The organism is Streptomyces sp. SGAir0957, assembly GCF_043523415.1.
The window spans coordinates 20,099-41,596 of the sequence record NZ_CP027291.1 but is presented as its reverse complement, the minus strand read 5'-3'; the positions used below and the strand labels follow the sequence as shown (position 1 = coordinate 41,596).

Below are 21,498 nucleotides of genomic sequence, written 5' to 3'. Positions count from 1 at the left end.
GGATGCCGACCGTGACCGGGAGGTTCGCCTGCTGCAGCATCGTCCCTCGTGCCCCTACGGGTGTGCCTGGTTGCCGTCGGCCGCGTCCGGCGCCCCGGAGACCTGGAGGACGCCCTCTGTTCCGAACACGGTGCGGAACAGCACCCGGCCGCCTGTCGGGTCCGTTCCAGGGGCTGCGAAGTCGAACCACCTGCTGCCGCGCAGGACTTGAGCGATGCAGTCGCTCATGGAGTTGCCGACCGGCGCGATCGCCGAGTCGGTCAGCTCCATGTCCATCACGTCGTCCATGTCCAGTCCGTGACGCTCCAGGTGTTGGAGGAGGAGGTGGGCCAGAACCCGTGACGGGTCGCTCGTGTGCCGCTGATCGTCCTCCGGATCGAACTTGCCTGGAAACACGACGGTCCGGGTGAAGAAGTCGGTGAGGACTCCGAAGAGCTCTGGATCCGGATGATGCTGCCGATCGTCGAGAGCCTTCGCTCCGCGGTCCAGGATCACGTTCACGTGAGTACGGCGGGCGAGTTCTTCCGTGTTCACGCCGTCGGACCGGCCGGCACGGTCCCCCGTCCTGTGCGCTGTATCCGGGCCGGGGACTCCGTGTCCGCTCGCGGATTGCGGCGTGGCCTCCGGCTGCACGCCGTCCATCTGGTCCTGCCAGCGGGAGAATCCGGCGGCCTCCTCCTCGTCGCGCTGATAGGCCGCGTCGTACTTGTCGTCCCCGTGCAGGCGTGCGGTCTCGGCCCCGCTCTCGATCAGCGCGGCGTGTTCCCAGCGGTCCTCGGACGCGGGGAGCTGGTTCCTGCGCCCGTCCATCAGCGCCGGCAGCAGCGCGGTGATCGCCTCCGGTGCTGCGAGCGCCGGCACCGGCAAGGCCAGGGCCTTCTCATCGCCGCGCCCCTGGTAGGACCAGCCTGTCGCCGAGCTCCACACCAGGTCCAATCCGGATGGCCACTCGTCACGAGTCAGTTCCGTGGCGCCGCTGTGCCATGACCAGCAGGCGCGGGCCGCGCCGCGTGTGTCCTCACGATGGACCGAGAACTCCGTGTCGCCGTAACCCGCCTGCATCAGGGCGCCTTCCATGGCGCGCGGGTACCTCTTCCAGAGCCTGAACTGGTCCACGGTGCTGGCCTTTCGTGCTGGTCCGGGGCGTTTTCTGACTGTCCGGCCAGACTGCCAGTCGGCACTGACAACGCGGCGGCCACGCTCGAACGCAAACCGAAACCCTGGTCGTGCGTGCGAGTCCGGTCAATGCCGCAGGAGGTCCGGGTCGTACGTTCAGCCCGCGGCCGACCAGCGGCTGACGGAGGAGCCGACGTCAGCATGCTGGTCATGCTCGATGCGAGCGGCCTCCAGAAGATGCCGCCAGGACGTGACCATGGGGCGGCGCCTAAGAAGCGATCGCCGTTCCCGCTCCGTCATACCACCCCAGATGCCATGCTCGATTCTGTTGTCCAGCGCGTAGGACAGGCACTCCAGCCTCACGGGGCAGCCGGTGCACAGTGCCTTTGCCCGGTTCTGGGCCGCGCCCTCGACGAACAACTCGTCCGGATCAGTGGTGCGGCAGACCGCTCGCTCGCCCCAGTCTCCATCGTTCCCGACCACGGTGGTGCCGTCCTCTCCCCGATCCGGCCTGCCCCACCCCCTGGGGCAGGCGCAGTCCGGAAACGGTACGGCACTCGTCCGTGGCATGGGACACGGTCATCGTGGAGCCCCACCTTCGGGTGACGTGTCCCTTGCGAGCTGGTCCAGGACGGCGTCTGGATCTCCGGCGTAGACCAGTACCGGCTCATCCGGTTCCGGGGGTTCGAACCGGTCGAAGAAGTCGTCCAAGGCGCTGGGAGTGACCGTGAGCGCGTTGGCGTCGTCACGGCGGTTGCGCCGCTCGAGCCTGGCCAGGAGCTCAGGCTTTCCCACGGGGAGGTAGACCAGGAGCAGCCGGCCAGCCGCACGCTCGACGGTGCGCCTCAACTCCTCGCGTTCATGGCGCAGCCACAGCCCGTGGTCGAGGACGACGTCGCGGCCGGCACCAAGGTGGTCGACGAGTTCGTCCAGCACCTCCTCGACGACGGGACGTTCTCGTTCGCCGTACTCGTGCTCCGGGTAGTCGATCCCGTAGCGGCCGTGCCGGCGGTGGACTTCCTCATCGACGGAGAGGCGCACCACGCCCCGTGCGGCGAGCGCCGTGGCCAGGGTTGTCTTGCCGGAGCCGGTGATGCCGATGAGCCCGATGGCGAGCGGCTTGGTCACGATGGTCGGCCTCTCCATGCATCACGGCTCACGATCAGGCCGGGAGCGGCGCCATCGCGGCCAGCGCCAGCCTCGCCGCAGATCCGGCTTCAGGGCCGTCACCACACCGGGCTCCGAGGGCCCGGACATGTGCAGCCCGGCCTGCGTAACGATGTCCAGGACGGTGAGCAACTGGTCGTTGGCCTTCGCGATGTCGAGGGCCTCGGGGTCCGCCCAACACCACACCTCACGCTCGGAGGGGTGCTGCTTGATCGCTCCGGACGCGAACAGAGCGAAGACCGCCCCGTCGATCATCCCGTCCGTGAGGTGAGTCCGCTCCTGCAGCCATCGACGGGACGGAGCCACCATCTCCCGTGGACCGAGGTCCTCGCGCAGCGGCATTTCCGCGGTCCACGCCCGCACGGCGTCCAGGACGGTCCGGGTGTTGGCGTAGGCCGCCATGAAGGCTTCGAACTGGCCTTCCTTCTCCGGAGGCACCCCCGCGTACATCGACATGAGGCCCAGGGTATCGAGCGGCCTTCGCGCAACCTGGGGGAACGGGCTGCGTCACTGCGTTCTCCCGGGCACCGTTGAGGAAGTGCTGTCTCCGGCACAAGGCCACATCTGAACACGGAGCGAAGGAGCAAGGACGATCATGGGCAGGCACAGCCGTCCCGGGCCATCTGACCAGCCGTCGCGAGCGGTGCCGCAGATCGACCCCGCCGACCCGCTCGCCGCCTTCCTGCGGCGCAGGCGGGCACCGATGGACGTCTACCGCCGTCACCGGCCCGCCGGCGGCGGCGCCACACACGTCAGGCCCGACGAGCCCCGGGTCCTGGAGTCCTGGGACGGCTTCGCTTACGTGCCCGAAGGGACCGCCCCGAACCTCGCCGCCGCCCAGCGGTGGGCCGACGGACAGCCGCTGCCGGACGCATGACCCCATCGCGCCACCGCCGCGGCCATGGCGCCGGTAGCGTGATCGACCAGGCGACGGCCGCCGTGGCCCGCCCCGGGGAGGGACACACGATGAGCCGGCACGCCACCGCGTACGTACGCGGCCTCGAGATTGCGGACGAGACCGCCCGCACGGTCTTCCTTCTCCTTGCCGAGCGCACCATCGCGCAAGGGGACCGCCACCGCCCGGAAGTGATCCCCGAGATCATGGGCCTCGAACTGCAGGACCACAACATCCCCGCGCTCGCCGAGCAGACCGGACTCGTACCGGAGGACTTCCGCCAGCAGCTGCGCGAGCTGAAGAAGCACGTGCGGATGGACGTCCTCGAGCACACGGACGGCGTGTGGGAGATCGTCTACGGCCCGTCGTACACCCGGCCTCCGACGCCCCGGCCGGCCCAGCCCGATCTGACGCGCGGCGGTCCGCACCCGTTCTGGCTCCCTGGCTGGGAGAAGTACAGCACCTGGGGGTACGAGCAGAGCGCGGACGGCCCGTTCCTGTACGCCCAGCTCATCCCCAACCAAGATGGGCCCGACGCCGAGCCGAGGATCTGGATCACTCCGCCCGGGCACGTCGTCCGCACGGTCGACGAGCTCGCAGAGGCGATCGCCACGGCGCTCGTTCCGTACCAGCCAGTCCTGATGCCCGCATCGCTGATCAAGACCTGGCTGACCACACCGCCTCTGTCGCACCGATACCCCAACTCACCGTGAGCGCAGTTGGGTTCGCTCAACCGGAAGACGCAGCCGCCAACGACCCGAGGCCCGTCCCGCCGACGTAGAGGACGGGAGGACGGGCCTCGCACGGTGTTCGTACGGCCCGGCGGTCACTCAAGGACAACGGGCCGGTCGGGCAACCCGCTGGTGAGAAGGCGGGCCAGCAAGCCAGAGAGTCCGACGGGATAGATCGTCTCGGACGTGGCGTGCAGTTCGTCCAGAGGCCACCAGCGGCTGGAGTGGATGTTGTCGGTCTGAGTGGCGCGGGCCGGATTGATGTCGGTGGGTGCCAGGCGGGCAAGGAAGTACTGCTCGACCTGGCGGACCAGCCGCCCACCGACAGGGTGCTCCTGGCTGCGCTCCGCGATCGGACCACTCAATTCGACGTTCGCCGAGATACCGAGTTCTTCGTGCAATTCCCTTCGGGCAGTACGGGAGGGCGCCTCGCCCACCTCACGGGCGCCCCCAGGGGTGGCCCAGAAGCCGCCATGGGCGTAGTACAGCAGCAGTACGCGCTGCTCGTCGTCGAGAATGATGACGCGGGCAGCCGCCCGCAGAGGTGTGGTCGGCACGCCGTTCAGTCTGGCAGTCCAGGCCCGTTCGCAGCTCCTCGATGGATGGAGCCCCGGCTCCGGAACTACGGCCCTACGCGCTGCGTAGGGCCGTAGTGACGGCAGCCAGGGATGCTGGTCCGGAAGCGATGATCTCCGTTGCCTGCACGGTGTCCACGTGGTCAGCGAGGAGGTAGAGGGGGCCCGTTGCCCGGTCTCCGGAGATGAGCCGGGCGACTACGGCGGAGGAGGTGTCGGTGCTGGCGACGAGGTAGGTCTTCCACTGCTGTCCGAAGTGGTCGGCGACCGTTCGCCCGCCCTCTTCGGTCTCTGACTCGAAGAGTGAGGTGCGGTCCTTCGCGAGGGCTTCCCAATCCGCATACAGGCGAGGCGGGGACGGGAAATCGCGAAGCTCGCCGTCGAGCCACGCGTCATACAGCGGGTCGGTGGCGGCATGTTCCGCACGCCAGGCGGCGAAGGCTGGCTCGCTGGCGAGCTCGTCGTACAGGGCACGGGTTCGGTCGGCCAGTTCGGCCAGTTCGGCGATGAGATAACGTTCGCCGGCCAGCCCGACATCCTCGGCTCCTCCGTTGCGGCCGTGGTCGGCGCAGGCCCTATTGACCGCTTCCAGTTCGGCCTTGGCCTGGTCGACGTCCGCGAGGGAGCCCGGCCGCTGGCTGTTGCGGGCGATCAACTCGGCGTCCTCGACCCTGATCTGGGCACGGCGCCGGAGGCGAGCCGCGTCCAGGGCGCGGCGCAGCCAGCTGATGCGCTCCCGGCAGATCCCTTCTTCGGCGCGCAGACTGCACACGATGTGTGCCCACACCAGGCGGGAGGCCCGCGGGTCGTCCGGCTCACGCCGAGCGGCGCGACGGCCAGCGGGACGGTCGGTTCCGTGGTCGATCGCCCGGGCCAGGATCCGCGCGGCCTGGGAGGCCCCCGCACCCAGGGCCAGCATCTGGTGGATCAGATCACGGTCCCGCTCGGTGTGGAACTGCTCGTACGCCCGCTGGAGCCTCTCCTCCGGCCGGCGCAGGTCGGCGGCGAGGGCCTGGAGCTCGTAGAGGTAGAGCAGTGCCTCTTCCAGGAGGGGGCCATCGCGATCCGAGGAGGGCAGGCGACCGGTCTCGGGGTTCAGCTGAGCCGGCATGCGGCGGGAGAGGTGAAGGTCGGAGACGGCGAACGGCATCGGGTCCGACACATGGAAGTGGTGGGCCCCGCTCGCGTGCCGAGGCTCGGGGCGAAGCCGTACTTCGAGTCGGTAGTCGGTGTGCGCGATGAGGCGCTGCAGGTCAGCGAAGGTCGGCTCCCTCAGCCCCTTCTCGTACTTGCTCACCGCCGCCTGCCCGAACCCCAGCCCCTCACCGAGCTCGGTCTGGCCCAGGTCGTCACTGCCCTGGCGTGCCCGGCTGATCAGCCAGGCCGCCCGGATTGCGGCAAAAGGGTTCGGATAGCGCGCCATAGCAAGCCTCCACCTGCACATATTCCAAATTGGATTTCCAATATGCCATCTATGATCGCAAGGCGGCAACGTTCTGATGGGCCCAAGCGTCCCGTCCCCTGACCACGCGACGATGTGCGTCACCCGACCGCACGCAGGTCTTGGTGCCCGGTTCGCAGACAGCGGCCGTGCAACCCGGGCGTGGTGCACGAGACCGGGCGATCAGAGAGGACGCCCGACCGATGCTTCGCTCCCGCGGGAGTCGGCTGGTGCCCGTCACGCCGACGTACAGGGCGGTCAGCGCGGAGATGGCGGTGCTGATGAGGCGGGGCGAAGGGGGTGGCCGGAGCATCGTCACGTCGACCGCGTTGCGTCCAACTCCTGGTGCCTGGAAGAGGCATGGTCCCGGGCGCCGCACGGGGGAACACGGCGCCCGGGCTGCTTGTCAACGTACATCGCGGACGGGCTGCTCATACGGCACTCCCGCGAGATTGCCCCCGCCGTGATCAGGACGCGTCAGATTCTCAGCTGGTCCAGCTCTTGAAGCGGGCAGCGATCTGGCGCACGTCGACGGCCCCCGCGAGGGTCTCGTCGATGAGGTCGCCCACCTCGTCCGCCTTCGCCGTCACGGTCAGCCCGCAGAGGTTGAGGAATCCGTACGCCACGGAGAGGGCGAAGATCTCGTTGGAGTGAGCCAGCGCCGGGATCCGCAGAAGACACTGCAGCAGAGCGGCCGCGCGGTGATGCGGCTCCGGATAGATCGCCTGGTCCAACACCGCGTCGCTGTGACGCGCCACGGCCGCGGCCGTGGCTCCCCAGTCCGTAATGTCCGGCTGGTCCCTGAGCTGATGCTCGATGATCTCCAGCAGCCAGGCCCGGTCGATCGTGAGCTGCACGAATGTCTCTCTGCTCAGGCGGCCTGCTGGCCGGGACGGGTCGGCCCGAAGCGCTCGGCGAAGGCGTCGCCGAACTGCTCGATGCACGCCTGCGCGCCGGTGAGGAACAGGTGCCGGGGCAACTGCGACTCGACCAGCGAGGCCACGTACGTGTTGGGGTCGACGCCGCTGGCAGCGGCGGCCTGGGCCACCGTGTTGCCCGACTCGTCGCTCATATCGACCTGGAACTGCGTCATAGCACTACGGTAGCGGTCGCCGACGGCCCTGGGGAAGCGAACGCCGGTTTCCGCACGGCCGCCCCTGTCCGTCCGGAATCGCGTACGTGGCCGGAGATCACGATGCGAGCCTGGTCGGTCCTGTCACGGTCATTCTGCCGGCGACCTGGCCCGAGGCAGACCGCCGCACTGTGCAGGGCGTGGTGGAGCGTCCCTCTACAGTCTTCGACGAGCCGGACGACCCGGCGCCATCTTCACCTGCCCAGGAGGTACGGTGCCCGACCCGCACCCCGCCCATCGCGATCTTCCCTCACTGTTCCGTGCTGAAGCCGGCGTCTTCCGCGGCCGGTGGACGCTGTCCGTCATCGGCCCGGACCTGGGGATCGCGGCCGGACCGAATCTCGACCTTGGCGTGGCAGACACTCTTACCACCGCTCACCCAGACGACCCTGGCCGCTTCCTGATCGCCCTCAGCGGCGACGTACCGGCCCTACCGCGCGAAGACGCCGTGAAGGTCCTGGAGGAGCACGGCTTCGTCGTGGAGGCCGCGGCCCGTGACGACGCCAGAACTGATCACGGATGGACCCAGGTCGCGCGCTCGGAATGGACCGCCCCGTGTCAGCCCACCGCGCGGTGATCCAGCTGCTGCGCCACTGCGCCCGACCCGAATGGGCACACCCCGACCGATACTGCGCCGCCGCCCACGCCGGCCTCGCCCGGACCGGACACCGCGTACGGAGCATCCGCCCATGAGCACCTCCACGCACACCTTCACCGCCTTCGGCGTCGAGCAAATCCCCACCATCGGGGTTGGCGACGACCTCGCAGAGACGATCACCCGCGCTCTCGCCGACCAGGACACTCCCCTCTGCGACGGTGACATCGTCGTCGTCGCGAGCAAGGTCATCTCCATCGCCGAAGGCCGGCACGTCGCCCTCGCCGACGTCACACCTGGCCCCCGAGCCCTCGAACTGGCCGCTGCCACAGGGAAACCGGCCACACTGGTGCAGCTCATCCTCGACACGTCCAGTGAGCACTTCCTTGCCACCGACCGAGGCCCGATCATCGCCCTGCATCACCTCGGTCTGCAGCTCACCTCCGCCGGCGTCGACCGCGCCGGCCCCGATGGCGCCTGGCTGCTGCCCACCGATCCCGATGGCTCCGCACGCGCCCTTCGCAACGCTCTGGCGAGGAGCACCGGATCCCATATCGCAGTTGTCATCGCTGACTCCGACGGCCGTGCCGACCGGCGGGGCTCCACCGTCATCTCCATCGGCGCGGCCGGCATCGCCCCCCTGCGCGTCACGGAACACACCGGCCCCGATGGGAGCACAAAACGCCAAGAGGAGACGCTTCTCGACCTGGTCACTGGCGCTGCGGGGCTCATCCTCGGTCAGCGCGGCCGCGGCGTTCCCGTCGTGATCTTGCGCGGCATCGCCTACGAGCCGAGCGACGACGGCGTGCGCAGCATCCTCCACAAACCTCCGCGCTGATACACGGGCGACCCGCCCACCGTGCCGTCCTCCAGCACGGTGGCAACGGCGTCCGGCTCGTCCACCGTGCAGCGCCCTCGAGTTGGGAGGCGTCGCCGGGACAACACCTCCGCGTATTGAGGTCACTCATATTCGGCCAAGACGGCCAAGACGCTGGATGCGGATTCCGGGCATCCCGTACCGTCCACGGCGTGGGGAGGACATTGCGGATCGCGGTCGCTCAGAGCACGGTGCCCGAAGACCCGACCGACCGAGGAGCACTCCGCGCGGCCGGGCAGGAGATCCGGGAACTGATGGCTGGGGCCGCTCAATCAGGGGTGAGGCTGCTGCAGTTCCCCGAAGGAGCGATCACCTACCCGAGCAAGCACGTGATGGCGACCGGCCCGGCTGGCTACCCGAAGCCGGCCGACTGGAGCCGAGCAGCGTGGGATGTCCTGCGAGAGGAAGCCGAGTCGACCGCGGCGCTGGCGGGGGAGCTCGGACTATGGACGGTGTTCGGATCCATCCACCCGCTCACGCCGCCGAACCGGCCGCACAACAGCCTCTACATCGTCTCCGACCAGGGCTGCCTGGTTGCCCGCTACGACAAGCGGTTCCTCTCCAACACCGAGATCTCCTACCTGTACTCCCCAGGGAGGGATCCACTCGTCTTCGAAGTGGACGGCATCCGGTTCGGCTGCGCGCTCTGTATCGAGGCCAACTTTCCTGAACTCTTTGCCGAGTACGAGCGCCTGAACGTCGACTGCGTCCTGCTGTCGGTCATGGTCGACGACGCTCCCCGTGCCCGCGTCGCCCAGGCGTACGGGACCCTCTACAACTACTGGCTCGGCTACGCCGTCCCGGCACAGTTCAGCGCCACAGCACCGTCTGGGATCGTGGCTCCTGGAGGACGCTGGCTCGCGCGCTGCCCTGCCAACGGGCAACCCGCCCTGGCGATCTCGGACATCGATCTCGACTCACAGGACCCGGACATCGACATCGCGGTGCGCCACGCCCGCCCGTGGCGCCGCATCGCCCGAACCGGCCTCTACGACGAGCACATTCCCGTAGGCGATTCCCGCAGCGACACCCGCAACGCCTTTTGATCGAGCGCCTCCACGTGCCAGGCGTAGGCAGCCGAAGCGTAGATCGGGCCACCGCGGACTCAGTGCGCCAGGGCAACGTCATGAAGCAGGCGTTCGACACTGTGGTCGGAACTCAGCGGGTCAAAGGTGGTGGACAGGTCGCGGATCTGCTGAACACAGCGGGACGCGCCGATCTGCTGGGCGAGGCTCAGAGAGTCGCGTGCAAGCTCGGCGGCCTGGGCGACGTCTCCCTGGGCGAGCAGGCTTTCCGCCTCGTACGCGAGGAACACCGCCTTGGTCTTGTCGCGGGCCTGCGGCAGAAGGGCGAGCCCTTGACTGGTCGATCAGGCATCTGCCGGTGTCCACCGCCAGGTCGGCAGGACTCATCCAGGCGCACCAACGCGGTGCCGCATCGGCTGCCGAGTTCAGGAACTTCAGCCTGAGGGCCGTTCCAGATGGGCCGAAAAGAGATGGCCAAATGTGATTGCGGGCCCTGCCCAGCAGGTCCGTTTTCACGCCAACTCTGCGACGTTTCCCAGGGCCGCTTTCACGGTGCCCCCGCAGGTGAACTGCCGTCGATCGGCAGCGAATCAGCGAGACACGGCGGTGTACATCCCACTTGACGCGGTCGTACGGCACCGAAACCTCCATGTCAGAGGCGGGATGCTCGCTCAACTCAGCGATCGACGATGCCGATTGAAGCACCCGCTGGCTGGTTTGTGATCGATGCGAGCCCACCCTCGTGATGATCCATCAGTTTTTGTCAGTGCCCGCTGATACACCCATAACCACAGGGCAGCATCATCAAGTTGCCAGGTCACAGGAGGGGGAAAGGGCATGCCGCCGGAGGGATTTCACGAGGTTCGTCGCCACATCCGCAGGAATCCTCGTCCACGCGGAAAGAAGCTGGGCGGTTGGACCATCGCGGGAATCGTCGCCTTCGTCTGGCTGTGGGGACAGGTCTTCGGGTTCGGCAGCAGCAGCGACAGCGGGGCCGAGACGAACAAGCCGGCCTCCACTCCGTCGGTGTCCGCATCGCCGAGCCGGTGATGGGTGGCATCCGGATGCGGCTGCGCGCGCCACGCGGCCGCCGCGAACAGGTAGCAGCGGCCCTCGTCGCCCTGGCCGTGGCCACCATGCTGGGCCAGGCGGCCACGGCTCTGTGGCGCGCGATCGTGCGCGGGTGGCCGCTCGCGGTCGCCGTGGCAATGGCGGCCCTGCTGGCTGCCGCCTGGTGGCAGATACGGCGGGTTCGGCTGCGGCGGGCTCAGGCCGCGCTCGTCGCGGTCCTGCGACTCCCGCTCGACCGGATCGACTCGCTCGGTGATGCGGAGTTCGAGTTCGCGCTGCGGGATCTCCTTGTTCGGGACGGCTGGTCGGCACAGCGGGTCGGGCAGGCCGGTGATCAGGCCGCCGACGTCATCGGCCAGCGTGCCCAGCATGGGCGGATCGTGCTGCAGGCCAAGCACACCACCGTGGGTGGGAAGGTCGACTCGAAGGTGATGTACCAGGTCAAGGGGACCGCCGGGCCTGTCCACAAAGCCGATGTCGCGGTCGTGGTCACCAACGGCGGCTTCACACGGGACGCCAAGGCATGGGGCGAGCAGCACCAGGTCCACTGGGTCGATCGCGAGCGGCTGCGGCAGTGGGCCGAAGACGGAGTCCCGCTGCACACCCTGTTGCGACTGCCCGCCCGCAAGGCACGCAGGACCGCGGTTCGACGAGCCGCGTAGCGCGGGCCACCGAGAGGGCAGAGAAGGGGGAACGTTGTTCGACGAGGACGGGTCGCTGGACCCGGTGTTGAAGGTCATCCTGTGGTTGATCCTCGGCTTGGCGATCGCCAAGGTCGCCTGGCAGTGGCTGACTGAGGATGCGTGGCCTTGGTTGCGCGACGATGTGGGCGGCTGGTTCACGGAGGACGTCTGGGGATGGCTCATGGGGCATCCCTGGTGGTTCGCGCTGATCATCCTGGGCACCCTGGTGCTGTTGTGCTTCGTGGTCTTCTCCGATCGAGGCGGCTACGTTGTCGCCTATAGCGACACCGAAGACGTGGAGGAGGAGCACGCCACCGCGCCGGTCGCCGATGCGCCCAAGGTCCTGACCTTCCGGATGAAACAGCTCACCGCGATGAGCGCGAACGGCTTCGAGCAGGCGTGCGCCGACCTGCTCGCCCGGGACGGGTTCGTACGGGCCCGCCGGGTCGGTGGCTCCGGAGACTTGGGGGCGGACGTCGTGGCCTGGGACGGAGAGGGCCGCAAGATCGTTGCGCAATGCAAGCAATACGCCGCGCCGGTCGGGTCCGGGGCGTTGCAGAAGTTCAACGGCACCGCGCGTCCCGAGCATGGTGCGGACGTTGCCGTCATCGTCGCTCTCAACGGATTTACCAAGCCTGCAACCGAGTTCGCCGAGCGACACGACATCGTCCTCATCGGGCGGCCGGAGCTCAAGCGCTGGGCACATGGCGAGCACCTGTACGCCGTCGTCGGCGAACAGCACTCCCCGGCATAGCTGACCAGCCCGATCTGGGCTGGCCGGCAGTCAGAAGCGGTGCAGATCAGCTGCGTCGGAGTTCGCCGCGGAGGATGCCGCCGATGAATGCGTCGTATTCGGCGTCAGTGAACAGGTGCGGGGCTTTGCCGGTGTTCTTGGAATCGCGCAGGGCCACGATTCCCTGGTCGAGGAAGGCGACCTGGACGCAGGTCTGGCCGCCGCTGCTGCTGGTCTGCCACTGGGCGTCGCGCAGCTGGGACTCGACCCAGGACGGGTCGAGCTCGTTCTTGTTCATGCAAGATCCTTGGCGATGGTGGTGAGGAGTGGTACGGACGCCTTCTGGGAGAGGGCGTCGGATTTGAGCATGTCGCTGGTGGTGCGGTACACCTCCACCGTTTCCGGCTCGTTGAGGTGGAGCAGGGCCCGGATGGACTCGATGCACACGAGGTCCCGGCCCGTCGGGAAGGACATGAGCATGAAGTGCCCGTCCATCCCGGCGTGTGCGCCGGCCCGGTAGGGCAGGACCTGGATGGTGATGTTCGGGTCCGTGCGGGCAAGCCCGATCAGGTGCTCGATCTGGGCCCGCATGACGGCCTTGCCCCCGACCTCCTGGCGCAGGAGCCCTTCGGGAAGGACCGCCCATATCTTCAGCGCAGGGTCGCGCTCCAGCATGTTCTTCTGGTGCTCCTGGCGCATGGCTACGAAGCGGTCGATGTCCTCCGGGGTCTTCCAGGCTCGGCTGCCTTCGGTGACGGCCCGGGCGTACGCGGGCGTCTGCAGCAGACCGTGGATGGCGACGGGGTTGAAGACGAACAGGCTGCTGGCGCTCTCCACCAGGGAGAGGTAGTCGCCGAGCGGGTCGTCGACAACGCCCTCGTACCGCTGCCACCAGTCGGCCTCGCCGGCGCGGCGCACAAGGTTGCGCAATTCGTCGCGCAGGGCCGGGTCGTCGATCTGGTAGACCTCGAAGAAGTGCGGCAGTTGCTGGATCTTGAGTCCCTGCACCCCCTTCTCGATCTTGCTGACGGTGGAGAGGGACTGATACCCGAGGCGGCGAGCTGCCTCCTCCTGCGTCCAGCCTAGGGCTTCGCGGATGCGCCGGAGCTCCGCGCCCAGGCGTCGGCGTCGCGGGGTCGGCTCAACCGGCATCCCCACCTCCTTGTGTTGGGCGACAGGCTAGCGTCTGCGCCAGTTCGGGAATATGCCAAATCCCTGAAGGGAAAGACTTTCCTCAAGGGCCTTCTTGCCGCAAGGGTAGTTGGCGGTCCATTATCGAGTCTCGCCTACTCGGACGGTGGCGTACCGGTTACGCGGTGCCACCGCGATCGGGTGCACGTTCGCGCCGCTTGGAGGGCCAGTGCCTGGGATGGTGATCAGCCCGGTCCGGCAGCACCACATGGTGCTGCCGGAGATCAGCCCCGATGCGATGGAGCCCGTGCGCGAGATCGTGCGGATCCTGCTGCGGATGTGGCACAAGAGCGACCTGAGCTTTGTGGCCGAGCTCGGCGTCACCGAGCTGCTGACGAATGTCTGGAAACACACTCCGGGCGACTGCGAACTCCTGATCCGTGAGATGCCCGACGGCGTCCTGGTCGGCGTCACCGACTTCGACGACGCGCTCCCCGCGGTGAAAGAGCCGTTGGACGACGCCGAGTGCGGCCGGGGCCTGTTCCTGCTGGCCGCGCTCACCGAGGAGCTGCAGACCCAGCCCTTGCTCACTGGGAAGCAGGTGTGGTTTCGCCTCGGACGCCCTCTCGTCGGCGGCGAGGAAGAAGCGGACCATGGCTGAGCGATCACGAAAGATCCGCGCGGCAACACCGGTCCCGTCCTGTCAGGAGAGCGCTCATGCAGGCTGTTCCCGCCGTCCAGGCCGATCTTCCCGCATGGCTGCGCCTGGCGGGCGAGGTCGAGGATCTGTTCGGCCCCATGGTCGACGATCCGCAGTTCCGGGAGGCCGTGGAACGCAACATCAAACGCGGGACCGCCCTGTGCGTACGCGATACGCCGGATGTGCCCGGCGGCGCGCTCGCCGGCGGGCTGCTGATGTCGGTCCATCCCCCGCTCTACGAGATCAGCTGGCTGGCGGTCGGCGGCGCCTGGCGGGGCCGGGGCATTGGTGGACTGCTGGTTCGCTCCGCTCTGCGCGACCTCGCCGTCGCTCCGGGCACGGTCGAGGTGACGACGTTCGGGCCGGACCACCCTGGCCGGGACGCCCGCGGCTTTTACGAACACCTCGGCTTCGCGCCTGTCTTGCCCCTGTCGGCGGACGGCACGCGCCAGACCTACCGACTCCGCCTGCCGGATGGGTGACGTCCTCCCGGCCGTGGTCCGCGGGCTGTCGCCTCCATCAACTCCAAGAGGACAACAGGCCGAGAGGCAGGCACCGACTGAGTTCCGGCCGCGCGAGGAGGAGAGTGTCGTGAGGAACACCAGAGCACGCACCACCATCCCGGTGGTGATCTTGGGTGGGGGACCGTGCGGACTCGCGTGTGCTCACGAACTCCAGCGCCTCGGTCACCGCGACTGGGTACTGCTGGAGGCCGCGCAGACGGTCGGGGGCTTAGGATCCTCGGTCGTCGACGAGGCCGGCTTCACCTGGGATCTCGGCGGTCACGTCGTGTTCTCCACAGTGAAGAGCTTCGACGCGTTACTGGACGAGCTGTTCGCGCCTCATGAGCTGCTGCGCCACGAGCGCTCCTCGTTCGTCCGGCACAGCGGACGGTGGGTGCCCTACCCCTTCCAGCAGCACCTGCACCACCTCCCCGTGGCACAAGCCCAGAAGTGCCTGGACGATCTGGCCATCGCCCAGGCCCGCGGCCCGGCCTCGTCGGGAACGGACTTCGGCGTGTGGCTGGAGGCCACCTACGGCCCGGCCCTGGTGGAAGAGTTCTTCGCCCCGTACAACCACAAGATATGGGCCACCGCCCTGAGCGAGATGTCCTCCTCCTGGATAGCGGAGCGGGTCGCACCCGCCGACACCAGTGCGCCGCGACGGAGGGTGACGTCGGAAACGACGTCAACGAGTCGGTGGGGCCCCAACGCACAGTTCGCCTTCCCGGCGTCGGGCGGCACCGGCGCGATCTGGAAGCGGCTGGCCTCCCGCCTGCGCGGCGATGTCCGGACGGGGCAGGCCGTCCTGCGCATCGATGAGGCGGCGAAAACCCTGCTGACCTCTGACGGCAGCACCCTCTCCTACGGGAGCCTGGTGGCCACCGGCGCGCTCGACCAGCTCGTCGCGATGACGGCCGGGGCACCCGCGCACGTACGCCAGGCCGCCACGACCCTGAAGCACACCACCGTGGCTATGGTGGGCCTCGGCTACAAGTCCCCGACCACCGACCGGCGTTCGTGGCTGTACTTTCCCGGCCGTGAGGCGCCGTTCTACCGGGCGACGAACTTCTCCCGGTACGCACCGGCCAATGTCCCTCGCTCCGACCCGAGCCGGTACTCGGCCTGGATGACCGAGACGTCGCTGCCCGCCGGAACCCTCCTCGACGAGGCCGCCCTGGTCGAGGAGTGCGACACGGCACTGCGGCGCTGCGGTCTGGTTCCCGACGGCGCCCAGCGCGTCAGCGGACACCTGGAACTGATCCCGTACGCCTACCCGGTCCCGACTACCGGCCGGGACACGGCCCTCGCACGCATCCAGCCCTGGCTGGAGAGCCACGAGATCTACTCGCGGGGACGCTTCGGCACCTGGCGCTACGAGATCGGCAACATGGACCACGCCGTCACCATGGGCCAGGACATCGCCCGGCGGCTTGTCCACGGCACCGCTGAGAGGATCTACACGGCTCCCCGCCCAGCGGCCCGGGAGGCGGTTCATGGGCGCTGAACTCCGCCTCGACGCCCATCCGGTCACGAGCTGGCTCCTGCTCGGCGCCGCGCCCGACAGCACACGCGCCGTGGCCGAGCTCCTCGACCGGGGCGTCACGCACGTCTTGGACTGCCGGACCCCGCGCCCGATGCCACCGCCTGCGGCCATCTGCCCCGGCCTGGTGTGGTGTTCGGCGCCCACCGAGGACGACGGCGCCTCGCGCGGCACCGTCTGGTACGCCGCCTGCCTGGCCTTCGCCGAACGGACGGCACGCGAGGGGAACGCCCGGCTGTACGTCCACTGCGCGGCCGGCGTGAACCGCTCCCCGGCCGCCGCCTACACGATTCTGCGCTCGCGCGGATGGACAGCCGCCGCCGCGCGGTCCCGCATCCTGGCCTGCCGTGCCCAAGCCCGCCCCCGCTACTTCGAGGACGCCGAACAGTGCCTGGTCGAACTGGGCCTCGTCGAACAGGAGAGAGCGTGATCCGCGCCAGCCGGCTGCTCGCCGCCGCCTACACCGCCAGGGCCCTCTACATGACGGCCTCCCTGGCCCTGTCCTACCGGGGCCTGCGCGACCAGGCCGACTGTGCCGAGGAGGACCTTCCAGAGGAGACGCCGGGCCTGACGGTGATCATTCCTGCTCTGCGGGAGCAGGCGGTGATGCCCCGCTCACTGGAGCACTTCGCCGCGCTCGCCGCCCGGTGGCCGACGTTGCGCGTCCTGGTCGTCACCGCGGCACGCGAGGCTGCCGAGACGCCCAGCGGCCGGCTCACCACCGACGACGTGTGCCGGAACCTGGCTGACCAGCACAACTCCAGGCTCGGCAGGGAGGTCTTCGCCGTCGTGTCCTACCCGGGGCAGGGCCGCCGGGCCTCCCAGCTCAACTACGCCGTGGCGGCGTTGGACAAGCTGTCCCCGCCCGCCGGGGACTACGTTGCGGTGTTCGACGCCGACGCGGTCCCCGATGCCCGGCTTGCCTCCCAGTTCGCCCGCGCCGCGAAGGGGCGGCCCGCGATGATCCAGCAGCCGATGCTGCCCGCCTTCCCCGGCAGTAGCAGCGGGCGGCGCTCGGCGGTGATGTCCGGCCAGGATCTTGCCGCGTTCCGCCGCACCCTGGGCATCGAGTACCGCCGTATCCGAGTGGCCCGCTGGTGTGCTCCCGGCCGGCGCCCCCGGCTGCTGGCCGCGCTCGCGCGCCCGATGGTCTACGGGGTGGGCTCCGGGCTCATCGTGCGCCGCGACAAGATCGAGGGCATCGGGTTCTTCCAGGAACCGCACGATGATCTCGCGGTCGGTCACCGCCTGAGCATGGCCGGCGAGCCGATCGCGGTGCTGCCCTCGGTCAACATCGTCGAGCCGTACCAGAGCGTGGGGGCGATGGCGCGGGCGTTCAGCAGCGTGGCCTTCGCGAACGCCGCGACCCGCCACGACTACCGCTTCGCCAAAGCGCACCCCACCCGTCTCTCGGCTGCCGGGCAGCGGCTCCTGGCGGCCCGTGCCCTGGCCGATGGTGCGGCCTGGGCGCTGGGACCGGCGGTGATGGGCGCCGCCGCCGTCCACCTGGCGGTGAGGCGGCGGTACGGGCCGCTGGTGGCCGCCGCTCTGGCAGCGGGCCTGATCGAGCCGGTGGTGGCCTACCGGCTGCGCGGACGCGTCCTCGACGACTTCCGAGCGGCCGGCCCTTCCGGCGGGACCTGGCGGCAGCCGCCCCCCGCCGCGGCCGTCGCCACCTACATGCTGCAGCCCGCGGTGAGCGCGCTGGGTCCGTGGCTGCTGGGCCTGCGCGCGAGTGCCGCCCAACTGACCGGCCGGGAACTGAGGTTCACCAAGACCGAGCACCTGGGCGAGATCGCCCCCGAAACCCGAGGAGGCACCGTTCATGGGTGACCTGGACATCGGCTGGTCCGTGCCCACCGCGTTCCCCGAAACCGGCTGGAACCGCGCGTTGATCGACGAGCACCTCGAACAGGCCCGGGGCGAGATACCGGCGTGGGACGACCCCGAGCAGACCCGGCTCGGCTTCGCGATGGCCGCCCCGCATCCGGAGGCGGTACGTGTCCTGGGCGACTGGTCCGCGCTCAACACCAACAACGTCGGCACCCACACCCGCTTCGGGGAGGGCAAGGCGGGCACCCGGCGGCTGGAGAAGGAAGCCCTGGCCCTCCTCTCCGGCCTCTATCGCGGCGGCGCCCTCGACGGACACCTCACCGGCGGCGCCAGCGAAGCAACCCTGGCCGCCCTGCGGATCGCCCGCAACCTGCTGCGCGCCGACGGCCACCAAGTCCGCGTGATCACCTCCGACCTGTGCCATGCCTCGGTCGGCAAGGCCGCCGAGATCCTCGACCTCGACCTGGTACGCCTGTCTGCCGGGCCCACCTGGACCCTGACCCGCGAGCAGGTCCGCCACGCCGCACAGGAGGCGATCACGGCCGGGATCACCGGCATCATCGTGGTGGCCACCGCCGGCTACTACAACAGCGGCTTCGCCGACCCCGTCGACGAGATCGCCGCCGACCTGCGCGACCTCGCCTTCCAGCACCCCGGACAGGCGGGATGCTTCCTGCACGTCGATGCCGCCCACGGCGGATTCGTCTTCCCCTTCACCGCCCCCGATCTTCCCTTCGACTTCCGCAGCCCTGGCGTGCACTCCATGGCCGTCGATCCCCACAAGGCCGGTCTCATGCCGTACGCGTGCGGGGCCCTGCTCGTGCGCAAGGGACTGCTCGAACACGTCACCCGCATCGACCCGCACACCCGGATCCCCGACGAGACCGTGCTGGGCTCCCGCCCCGGCGCCACCGCAGCAGCCCTGTGGGCCACGCTGCACACGCTGGGCCGTACCGGCTACACCGCCCTGACCACCCGCTGCCTCGAACACCGCGATCAGCTCGCCGCCGCCGTACGGGCCGCCGACCCCGACGCCCTGCTGGTGCCCGCCCCGCACGCGCCCGTTTTCTCCGCCGCCTTCAGCCACCCCGGCGGACGGCTGCCGACGGAATTGTGCGACCGCTACCGCCTCGTCCCCCTCAGCCTCCCGGACCCGCACGGCGGCGGGACGCGCCTCTTCTACCACTTCTACGCCTCCGCCTCCCTGACCGATGCCCAGATCACCGCGTTCGCCGGGTACCTGGCCGCTGCCTCCGCCCAAGCCCGCGCGACGGCTTCCGACGACCGCGGCAGCGGGCGGAGCATCACCTCCGAGGTGGTCGCGGACACCCGCACCCACACCGACTGCTTCCGTCACTTCGTCGTCCACCCCGAAGGACGTCGTGACCCGCAGGTGCCGGGCTACTCCTTCCACACCTTCGCCCACCGGCGCGCCACCGGCGAGCAGATGCAGGACATCCGCTGGGGCGAGGCGCGGGCCGGCGGCGACCTGTGGATCTACGCTCCCGACCTGAAGAATCCCTTCGCCAATGAGCTGATGGGGGTGCGCACCGAGGGCTATTTCCTCGAAGTCCTCGACCTCCACCAGCAGCAGTTGTCCCTGGTCGGCGCGATCCACGCGACGATGCTGCTGCCGGGCTCCCTGCGTGTCCTGCTGAACTTCGAGGCGGACGGCACCTTCCGCTCCGCCGAGTACAAGGCCCTGGGCGAGACCGGAGCCGACGAGCTGCAGATCTTCCCCGACGCCATCACCGCCAAGATCGGCAAGGACGCGGCGGGATTCCTCCGCCCGCACAGCGACGACTACTCCTTCTCCATCGACACCTCGGCCGAGATCAGGGTGCGCCGCACCGACGGCGCCGCCGCCCCCGTCGTCCAGATGGCCCGTCACAACGCCGATGTGCTGCTGCCGCGCCGCCGGCACCTTCGGCGCGAGCAGTTCCGGCGCTTCCCGAACCGGTTCTTCGACACCGAGCTGGAAATCGAGGCCGGCCGCGCCTGGACCGGCACCGCCTACCTGGCGGAACTTCTCGCCCCCACCAGCATCGGCACCGTACTGGCGGCACGCTCCGCGACCGCGGGACTGTGCACCGTGGACGGCAGGGTCAGCGACAGCGGCCTGCACCTGGCGCTCACCGCTCTGTCCGAGCCCAGGACCGATGCCGTCGAACTCGCCGCGCCCTTCGACCTCGGCCGCCGGCTGCACGGCGCACTGCCCCGCCTGGACGTTCGCGCCCCGGACCAGCTCGGCGTCGAGCAGGTCATCGACTTCGCCGAGAACGTCCACGAGGTGTTCATGCGCGACGGACTGCCCGCCGGCCTCGTCATCGCGGGAGCCGGGCGATGACCACAGCCACGCTCGACCGCACGGCCCTCGGCCGTCTCCTGCCCGGCGCCAAAACCCTCAGCGCCCGGCCCTTGCCCCAGGGCCGCTTCAACAGCTGCTGGCACCTTGCCGACTCCGACCGCGCCTATCTCCTCAAGCTCAACGACCGTGAGGGCGAAGCCCATCTGCGTCAGATGGCCGCGGCCATGAGTGAGGCGAGGGCGGGCGGCGTCGCGGTCCCGCATGTCCTGCGTGTGGGCGCCGACCCTGACCTTGGCCCCTTCCTGCTCCAGGAATGGCTGGATGGCCGCACCTTCGCCGAAGCCCGCCAGGACAACGCCATCACGGCGGACCTGTGGCCGCGGCTCGGACGCCAGATCGCCCTGCTGCACTCCATCCAGCCACCACGTCCCCTCATGGCGACACCGGCCTCTCGTGCCCGCCAGCTCGCTGACCTCCTGGACGGCCTGCGCCGACACCGGCTGATTCCCACCGCGCTCGCCGAGGCAGCCCGCCGGCGCGGTCTGCGTCTGGCCGAAACACTCGGCGACCACGAGTGCGTGAATACCCATCAGGACATCCACCCGGATAACATCCTCATCCGTCCCGGCGGCAAGATCGCCCTGCTCGACTTCGACCACGCCACCTCAGCGGAATACGCCAGCGACTTCGTCAAACCCGACCGCTGGTGCCTGCCCTCCGCCCACGACCGGCAACAGATGCTGGACGCCTACTGGCACCAACGCGGGGAAGTGGCCGACCCGTTGTTCGAGCAGCGACTCGCCTTCCACCGCCTGGTCATCACCCTGTCGTACTTCCTGTACTGGCACGGCCGTGACCCCACCCAGCTCCCCGGGTGCACCGCGGCCCTGCGAACCGAACTGGAGCGAACATGACCGCCAACGACACCGCCACCACTGCCGTTCCGGCTCCCGCACCGGTCACCGGGCCCGGTGTCCAGGTCGTCGCCGCACTGCTGCGCCGCGACGACCACATCGTCCTCGTCCAGGAACAGCGCGATGGCAAGGAGATGTGGTCCGTCCCCGGCGGCGGCGTCGAGCGTGGCGAACTCCTCACCGAGGCCCTGGTCCGCGAGGTCAAGGAAGAGACCGGCCTGAACCTGAGGGCGGTGGGCCCGCTGGCCTACCTGGTCAACACCACGACCGAGAAGTACCCCTCCACCGTGGTGTTGACCTTCGACTGCACCGAGTGGGATGGCGAGATCGCGGTGCACGACCCGGACGGCAAAGTGACCGGCGCGGTCCTGCTGCCGCTGACCGAGGCCAGGGCCGTCCTGGCGTCCTCTACCGCGACCCGGCCCGAGATCGAACCCCTGCTGGACTACCTCGACAGCCTCAGCGCCGGCCGCGTGTGGTCCTACCGGGACGACCTGCCCATCGAATGACCGCGCCCGGGACACCGGG

General features: G+C 69.3%; 27 protein-coding genes. 15 read left to right on the top strand and 12 right to left on the bottom strand.

Annotated features, from left to right (window positions below; translation table 11 throughout):
- Positions 1-54: 54 nt before the first annotated feature.
- The 4 genes from C1N81_RS02695 to C1N81_RS02680 all read right to left on the bottom strand — a co-directional run bounded on the left by C1N81_RS02695 (position 55) and on the right by C1N81_RS02680 (position 2,739).
- Positions 55-1,077: a hypothetical protein gene (locus tag C1N81_RS02695; RefSeq protein ID WP_394426332.1), complete on the bottom strand. Its 1,023-nt coding sequence runs from the start codon at positions 1,075-1,077 to the stop codon at positions 55-57.
- A gap of 195 nt (positions 1,078-1,272) precedes the next feature.
- On the bottom strand, positions 1,273-1,686 hold the full coding sequence (locus tag C1N81_RS02690) for a WhiB family transcriptional regulator (RefSeq protein WP_394426330.1): 414 nt from the start codon (positions 1,684-1,686) through the stop codon (positions 1,273-1,275).
- Between the two features lie 9 nt (positions 1,687-1,695).
- Positions 1,696-2,262 carry an AAA family ATPase gene (locus C1N81_RS02685; RefSeq protein WP_394426328.1) on the bottom strand — a complete coding sequence of 189 codons (567 nt, stop codon included), beginning with the start codon at positions 2,260-2,262 and terminating at the stop codon, positions 1,696-1,698.
- A 3-nt stretch (positions 2,263-2,265) separates the two neighbouring features.
- Positions 2,266-2,739 carry a hypothetical protein gene (locus tag C1N81_RS02680; protein WP_394426327.1) on the bottom strand — a complete coding sequence of 158 codons (474 nt, stop codon included), beginning with the start codon at positions 2,737-2,739 and terminating at the stop codon, positions 2,266-2,268.
- Positions 2,740-2,878: 139 nt separating this feature from the next.
- Between C1N81_RS02680 and C1N81_RS02675 the strand changes: the two genes are divergently transcribed.
- Positions 2,879-3,160 (top strand): DUF6087 family protein, encoded by a 282-nt coding sequence (locus C1N81_RS02675; RefSeq protein ID WP_394426325.1) that lies wholly within the window; start codon positions 2,879-2,881, stop codon positions 3,158-3,160.
- A gap of 38 nt (positions 3,161-3,198) precedes the next feature.
- On the top strand, positions 3,199-3,891 hold the full coding sequence (locus C1N81_RS02670; protein ID WP_394426323.1) for a hypothetical protein: 693 nt from the start codon (positions 3,199-3,201) through the stop codon (positions 3,889-3,891).
- Positions 3,892-4,004: 113 nt separating this feature from the next.
- Here C1N81_RS02670 and C1N81_RS02665 read toward each other — a convergent pair whose 3' ends face one another.
- The 4 genes from C1N81_RS02665 to C1N81_RS02650 form a co-directional block, all read right to left on the bottom strand.
- On the bottom strand, positions 4,005-4,466 hold the full coding sequence (locus tag C1N81_RS02665; RefSeq protein WP_394426321.1) for an NUDIX hydrolase: 462 nt from the start codon (positions 4,464-4,466) through the stop codon (positions 4,005-4,007).
- 73 nt (positions 4,467-4,539) lie between these two features.
- Positions 4,540-5,907 (bottom strand): helix-turn-helix domain-containing protein, encoded by a 1,368-nt coding sequence (locus C1N81_RS02660; protein ID WP_394426319.1) that lies wholly within the window; start codon positions 5,905-5,907, stop codon positions 4,540-4,542.
- Between the two features lie 503 nt (positions 5,908-6,410).
- Positions 6,411-6,782, bottom strand: coding sequence for a fic family toxin-antitoxin system, toxin component (locus C1N81_RS02655; RefSeq protein ID WP_394426317.1), 372 nt, complete (start codon positions 6,780-6,782; stop codon positions 6,411-6,413).
- A gap of 14 nt (positions 6,783-6,796) precedes the next feature.
- Entirely contained in the window at positions 6,797-7,018 is a 222-nt protein-coding gene (locus C1N81_RS02650) for a hypothetical protein (protein WP_394426314.1), read from the bottom strand.
- Positions 7,019-7,271: 253 nt separating this feature from the next.
- On the opposite strand from C1N81_RS02650, the gene C1N81_RS02645 reads away from it, so the two are divergent.
- The 3 genes from C1N81_RS02645 to C1N81_RS02635 all read left to right on the top strand — a co-directional run bounded on the left by C1N81_RS02645 (position 7,272) and on the right by C1N81_RS02635 (position 9,575).
- Complete coding sequence (locus C1N81_RS02645; protein ID WP_364995063.1) at positions 7,272-7,634, top strand: hypothetical protein; 363 nt, start codon at positions 7,272-7,274, stop codon at positions 7,632-7,634.
- Between the two features lie 112 nt (positions 7,635-7,746).
- Positions 7,747-8,490: a coenzyme F420-0:L-glutamate ligase gene (locus tag C1N81_RS02640; RefSeq protein ID WP_394426312.1), complete on the top strand. Its 744-nt coding sequence runs from the start codon at positions 7,747-7,749 to the stop codon at positions 8,488-8,490.
- A 191-nt stretch (positions 8,491-8,681) separates the two neighbouring features.
- Complete coding sequence (locus C1N81_RS02635; protein WP_394426310.1) at positions 8,682-9,575, top strand: carbon-nitrogen hydrolase family protein; 894 nt, start codon at positions 8,682-8,684, stop codon at positions 9,573-9,575.
- 59 nt (positions 9,576-9,634) lie between these two features.
- Here C1N81_RS02635 and C1N81_RS02630 read toward each other — a convergent pair whose 3' ends face one another.
- Together C1N81_RS02630 and C1N81_RS02625 are read right to left on the bottom strand one after the other, a co-directional pair.
- Positions 9,635-9,844, bottom strand: a complete 210-nt coding sequence (locus C1N81_RS02630) for a hypothetical protein (protein ID WP_394426307.1) — start codon at positions 9,842-9,844, stop codon at positions 9,635-9,637.
- A gap of 564 nt (positions 9,845-10,408) precedes the next feature.
- Entirely contained in the window at positions 10,409-10,996 is a 588-nt protein-coding gene (locus tag C1N81_RS02625) for a hypothetical protein (protein ID WP_394426865.1), read from the bottom strand.
- On the opposite strand from C1N81_RS02625, the gene C1N81_RS02620 reads away from it, so the two are divergent.
- Both C1N81_RS02620 and C1N81_RS02615 read left to right on the top strand, forming a co-directional pair.
- On the top strand, positions 10,901-11,287 hold the full coding sequence (locus C1N81_RS02620) for a restriction endonuclease (protein WP_394426854.1): 387 nt from the start codon (positions 10,901-10,903) through the stop codon (positions 11,285-11,287). The genes C1N81_RS02625 and C1N81_RS02620 overlap by 96 nt on opposite strands.
- Positions 11,288-11,321: 34 nt before the next feature.
- Entirely contained in the window at positions 11,322-12,062 is a 741-nt protein-coding gene (locus C1N81_RS02615; RefSeq protein ID WP_394426305.1) for a restriction endonuclease, read from the top strand.
- 46 nt (positions 12,063-12,108) lie between these two features.
- Here the strand turns inward: C1N81_RS02615 and C1N81_RS02610 are convergent, their stop codons facing one another.
- Both C1N81_RS02610 and C1N81_RS02605 read right to left on the bottom strand, forming a co-directional pair.
- Positions 12,109-12,339 (bottom strand): DUF397 domain-containing protein, encoded by a 231-nt coding sequence (locus tag C1N81_RS02610; RefSeq protein WP_394426304.1) that lies wholly within the window; start codon positions 12,337-12,339, stop codon positions 12,109-12,111.
- Positions 12,336-13,193 carry a helix-turn-helix domain-containing protein gene (locus C1N81_RS02605; protein ID WP_394426301.1) on the bottom strand — a complete coding sequence of 286 codons (858 nt, stop codon included), beginning with the start codon at positions 13,191-13,193 and terminating at the stop codon, positions 12,336-12,338. The genes C1N81_RS02610 and C1N81_RS02605 overlap by 4 nt, the downstream gene beginning before the upstream one ends.
- Before the next feature lie 217 nt (positions 13,194-13,410).
- On the opposite strand from C1N81_RS02605, the gene C1N81_RS02600 reads away from it, so the two are divergent.
- The 8 genes from C1N81_RS02600 (at position 13,411) to C1N81_RS02565 (ending at position 21,479) form a co-directional block, all read left to right on the top strand.
- Positions 13,411-13,833: an ATP-binding protein gene (locus C1N81_RS02600; protein ID WP_394426299.1), complete on the top strand. Its 423-nt coding sequence runs from the start codon at positions 13,411-13,413 to the stop codon at positions 13,831-13,833.
- A 56-nt stretch (positions 13,834-13,889) separates the two neighbouring features.
- Positions 13,890-14,354 (top strand): GNAT family N-acetyltransferase, encoded by a 465-nt coding sequence (locus C1N81_RS02595; RefSeq protein ID WP_364986177.1) that lies wholly within the window; start codon positions 13,890-13,892, stop codon positions 14,352-14,354.
- Between the two features lie 109 nt (positions 14,355-14,463).
- Positions 14,464-15,879: a protoporphyrinogen/coproporphyrinogen oxidase gene (locus tag C1N81_RS02590; protein ID WP_394426297.1), complete on the top strand. Its 1,416-nt coding sequence runs from the start codon at positions 14,464-14,466 to the stop codon at positions 15,877-15,879.
- A complete protein-coding gene (locus C1N81_RS02585) occupies positions 15,869-16,345 on the top strand; it encodes a protein-tyrosine phosphatase family protein (RefSeq protein ID WP_394426295.1) in 477 nt (158 codons plus the stop codon). Before C1N81_RS02590 ends, C1N81_RS02585 begins: the two co-directional genes overlap by 11 nt.
- Positions 16,342-17,748, top strand: coding sequence for a glycosyltransferase (locus C1N81_RS02580; RefSeq protein WP_394426294.1), 1,407 nt, complete (start codon positions 16,342-16,344; stop codon positions 17,746-17,748). The genes C1N81_RS02585 and C1N81_RS02580 overlap by 4 nt, the downstream gene beginning before the upstream one ends.
- Positions 17,741-20,095 carry a pyridoxal phosphate-dependent decarboxylase family protein gene (locus tag C1N81_RS02575; protein WP_394426293.1) on the top strand — a complete coding sequence of 785 codons (2,355 nt, stop codon included), beginning with the start codon at positions 17,741-17,743 and terminating at the stop codon, positions 20,093-20,095. The genes C1N81_RS02580 and C1N81_RS02575 overlap by 8 nt, the downstream gene beginning before the upstream one ends.
- Entirely contained in the window at positions 20,092-20,970 is an 879-nt protein-coding gene (locus tag C1N81_RS02570; RefSeq protein ID WP_394426291.1) for a phosphotransferase family protein, read from the top strand. Before C1N81_RS02575 ends, C1N81_RS02570 begins: the two co-directional genes overlap by 4 nt.
- On the top strand, positions 20,967-21,479 hold the full coding sequence (locus C1N81_RS02565; protein ID WP_394426289.1) for an NUDIX domain-containing protein: 513 nt from the start codon (positions 20,967-20,969) through the stop codon (positions 21,477-21,479). Before C1N81_RS02570 ends, C1N81_RS02565 begins: the two co-directional genes overlap by 4 nt.
- The last annotated feature ends 19 nt before the right edge of the window (positions 21,480-21,498 follow it).

Excerpts from the sequence above, each read along its gene's own strand:
- C1N81_RS02565 (WP_394426289.1), top strand. The coding sequence starts at position 20,967 with ATGACCGCCAACGACACCGCCACCACTGCCGTTCCGGCTCCCGCACCG.
- C1N81_RS02640 (WP_394426312.1), top strand. The coding sequence starts at position 7,747 with ATGAGCACCTCCACGCACACCTTCACCGCCTTCGGCGTCGAGCAAATC.
- C1N81_RS02605 (WP_394426301.1), bottom strand. The coding sequence starts at position 13,193 with ATGCCGGTTGAGCCGACCCCGCGACGCCGACGCCTGGGCGCGGAGCTC.
- C1N81_RS02575 (WP_394426293.1), top strand. The coding sequence starts at position 17,741 with ATGGGTGACCTGGACATCGGCTGGTCCGTGCCCACCGCGTTCCCCGAA.
- C1N81_RS02625 (WP_394426865.1), bottom strand. The coding sequence starts at position 10,996 with ATGCTGGGCACGCTGGCCGATGACGTCGGCGGCCTGATCACCGGCCTG.
- C1N81_RS02690 (WP_394426330.1), bottom strand. The coding sequence starts at position 1,686 with ATGCCACGGACGAGTGCCGTACCGTTTCCGGACTGCGCCTGCCCCAGG.
- C1N81_RS02685 (WP_394426328.1), bottom strand. The coding sequence starts at position 2,262 with ATGGAGAGGCCGACCATCGTGACCAAGCCGCTCGCCATCGGGCTCATC.
- C1N81_RS02660 (WP_394426319.1), bottom strand. The coding sequence starts at position 5,907 with ATGGCGCGCTATCCGAACCCTTTTGCCGCAATCCGGGCGGCCTGGCTG.
- C1N81_RS02650 (WP_394426314.1), bottom strand. The coding sequence starts at position 7,018 with ATGACGCAGTTCCAGGTCGATATGAGCGACGAGTCGGGCAACACGGTG.
- C1N81_RS02585 (WP_394426295.1), top strand. The coding sequence starts at position 15,869 with ATGGGCGCTGAACTCCGCCTCGACGCCCATCCGGTCACGAGCTGGCTC.
- C1N81_RS02680 (WP_394426327.1), bottom strand. The coding sequence starts at position 2,739 with ATGTCGATGTACGCGGGGGTGCCTCCGGAGAAGGAAGGCCAGTTCGAA.
- C1N81_RS02675 (WP_394426325.1), top strand. The coding sequence starts at position 2,879 with ATGGGCAGGCACAGCCGTCCCGGGCCATCTGACCAGCCGTCGCGAGCG.
- C1N81_RS02610 (WP_394426304.1), bottom strand. The coding sequence starts at position 12,339 with ATGAACAAGAACGAGCTCGACCCGTCCTGGGTCGAGTCCCAGCTGCGC.
- C1N81_RS02600 (WP_394426299.1), top strand. The coding sequence starts at position 13,411 with ATGGTGATCAGCCCGGTCCGGCAGCACCACATGGTGCTGCCGGAGATC.
- C1N81_RS02595 (WP_364986177.1), top strand. The coding sequence starts at position 13,890 with ATGCAGGCTGTTCCCGCCGTCCAGGCCGATCTTCCCGCATGGCTGCGC.
- C1N81_RS02695 (WP_394426332.1), bottom strand. The coding sequence starts at position 1,077 with ATGGAAGGCGCCCTGATGCAGGCGGGTTACGGCGACACGGAGTTCTCG.
- C1N81_RS02570 (WP_394426291.1), top strand. The coding sequence starts at position 20,092 with ATGACCACAGCCACGCTCGACCGCACGGCCCTCGGCCGTCTCCTGCCC.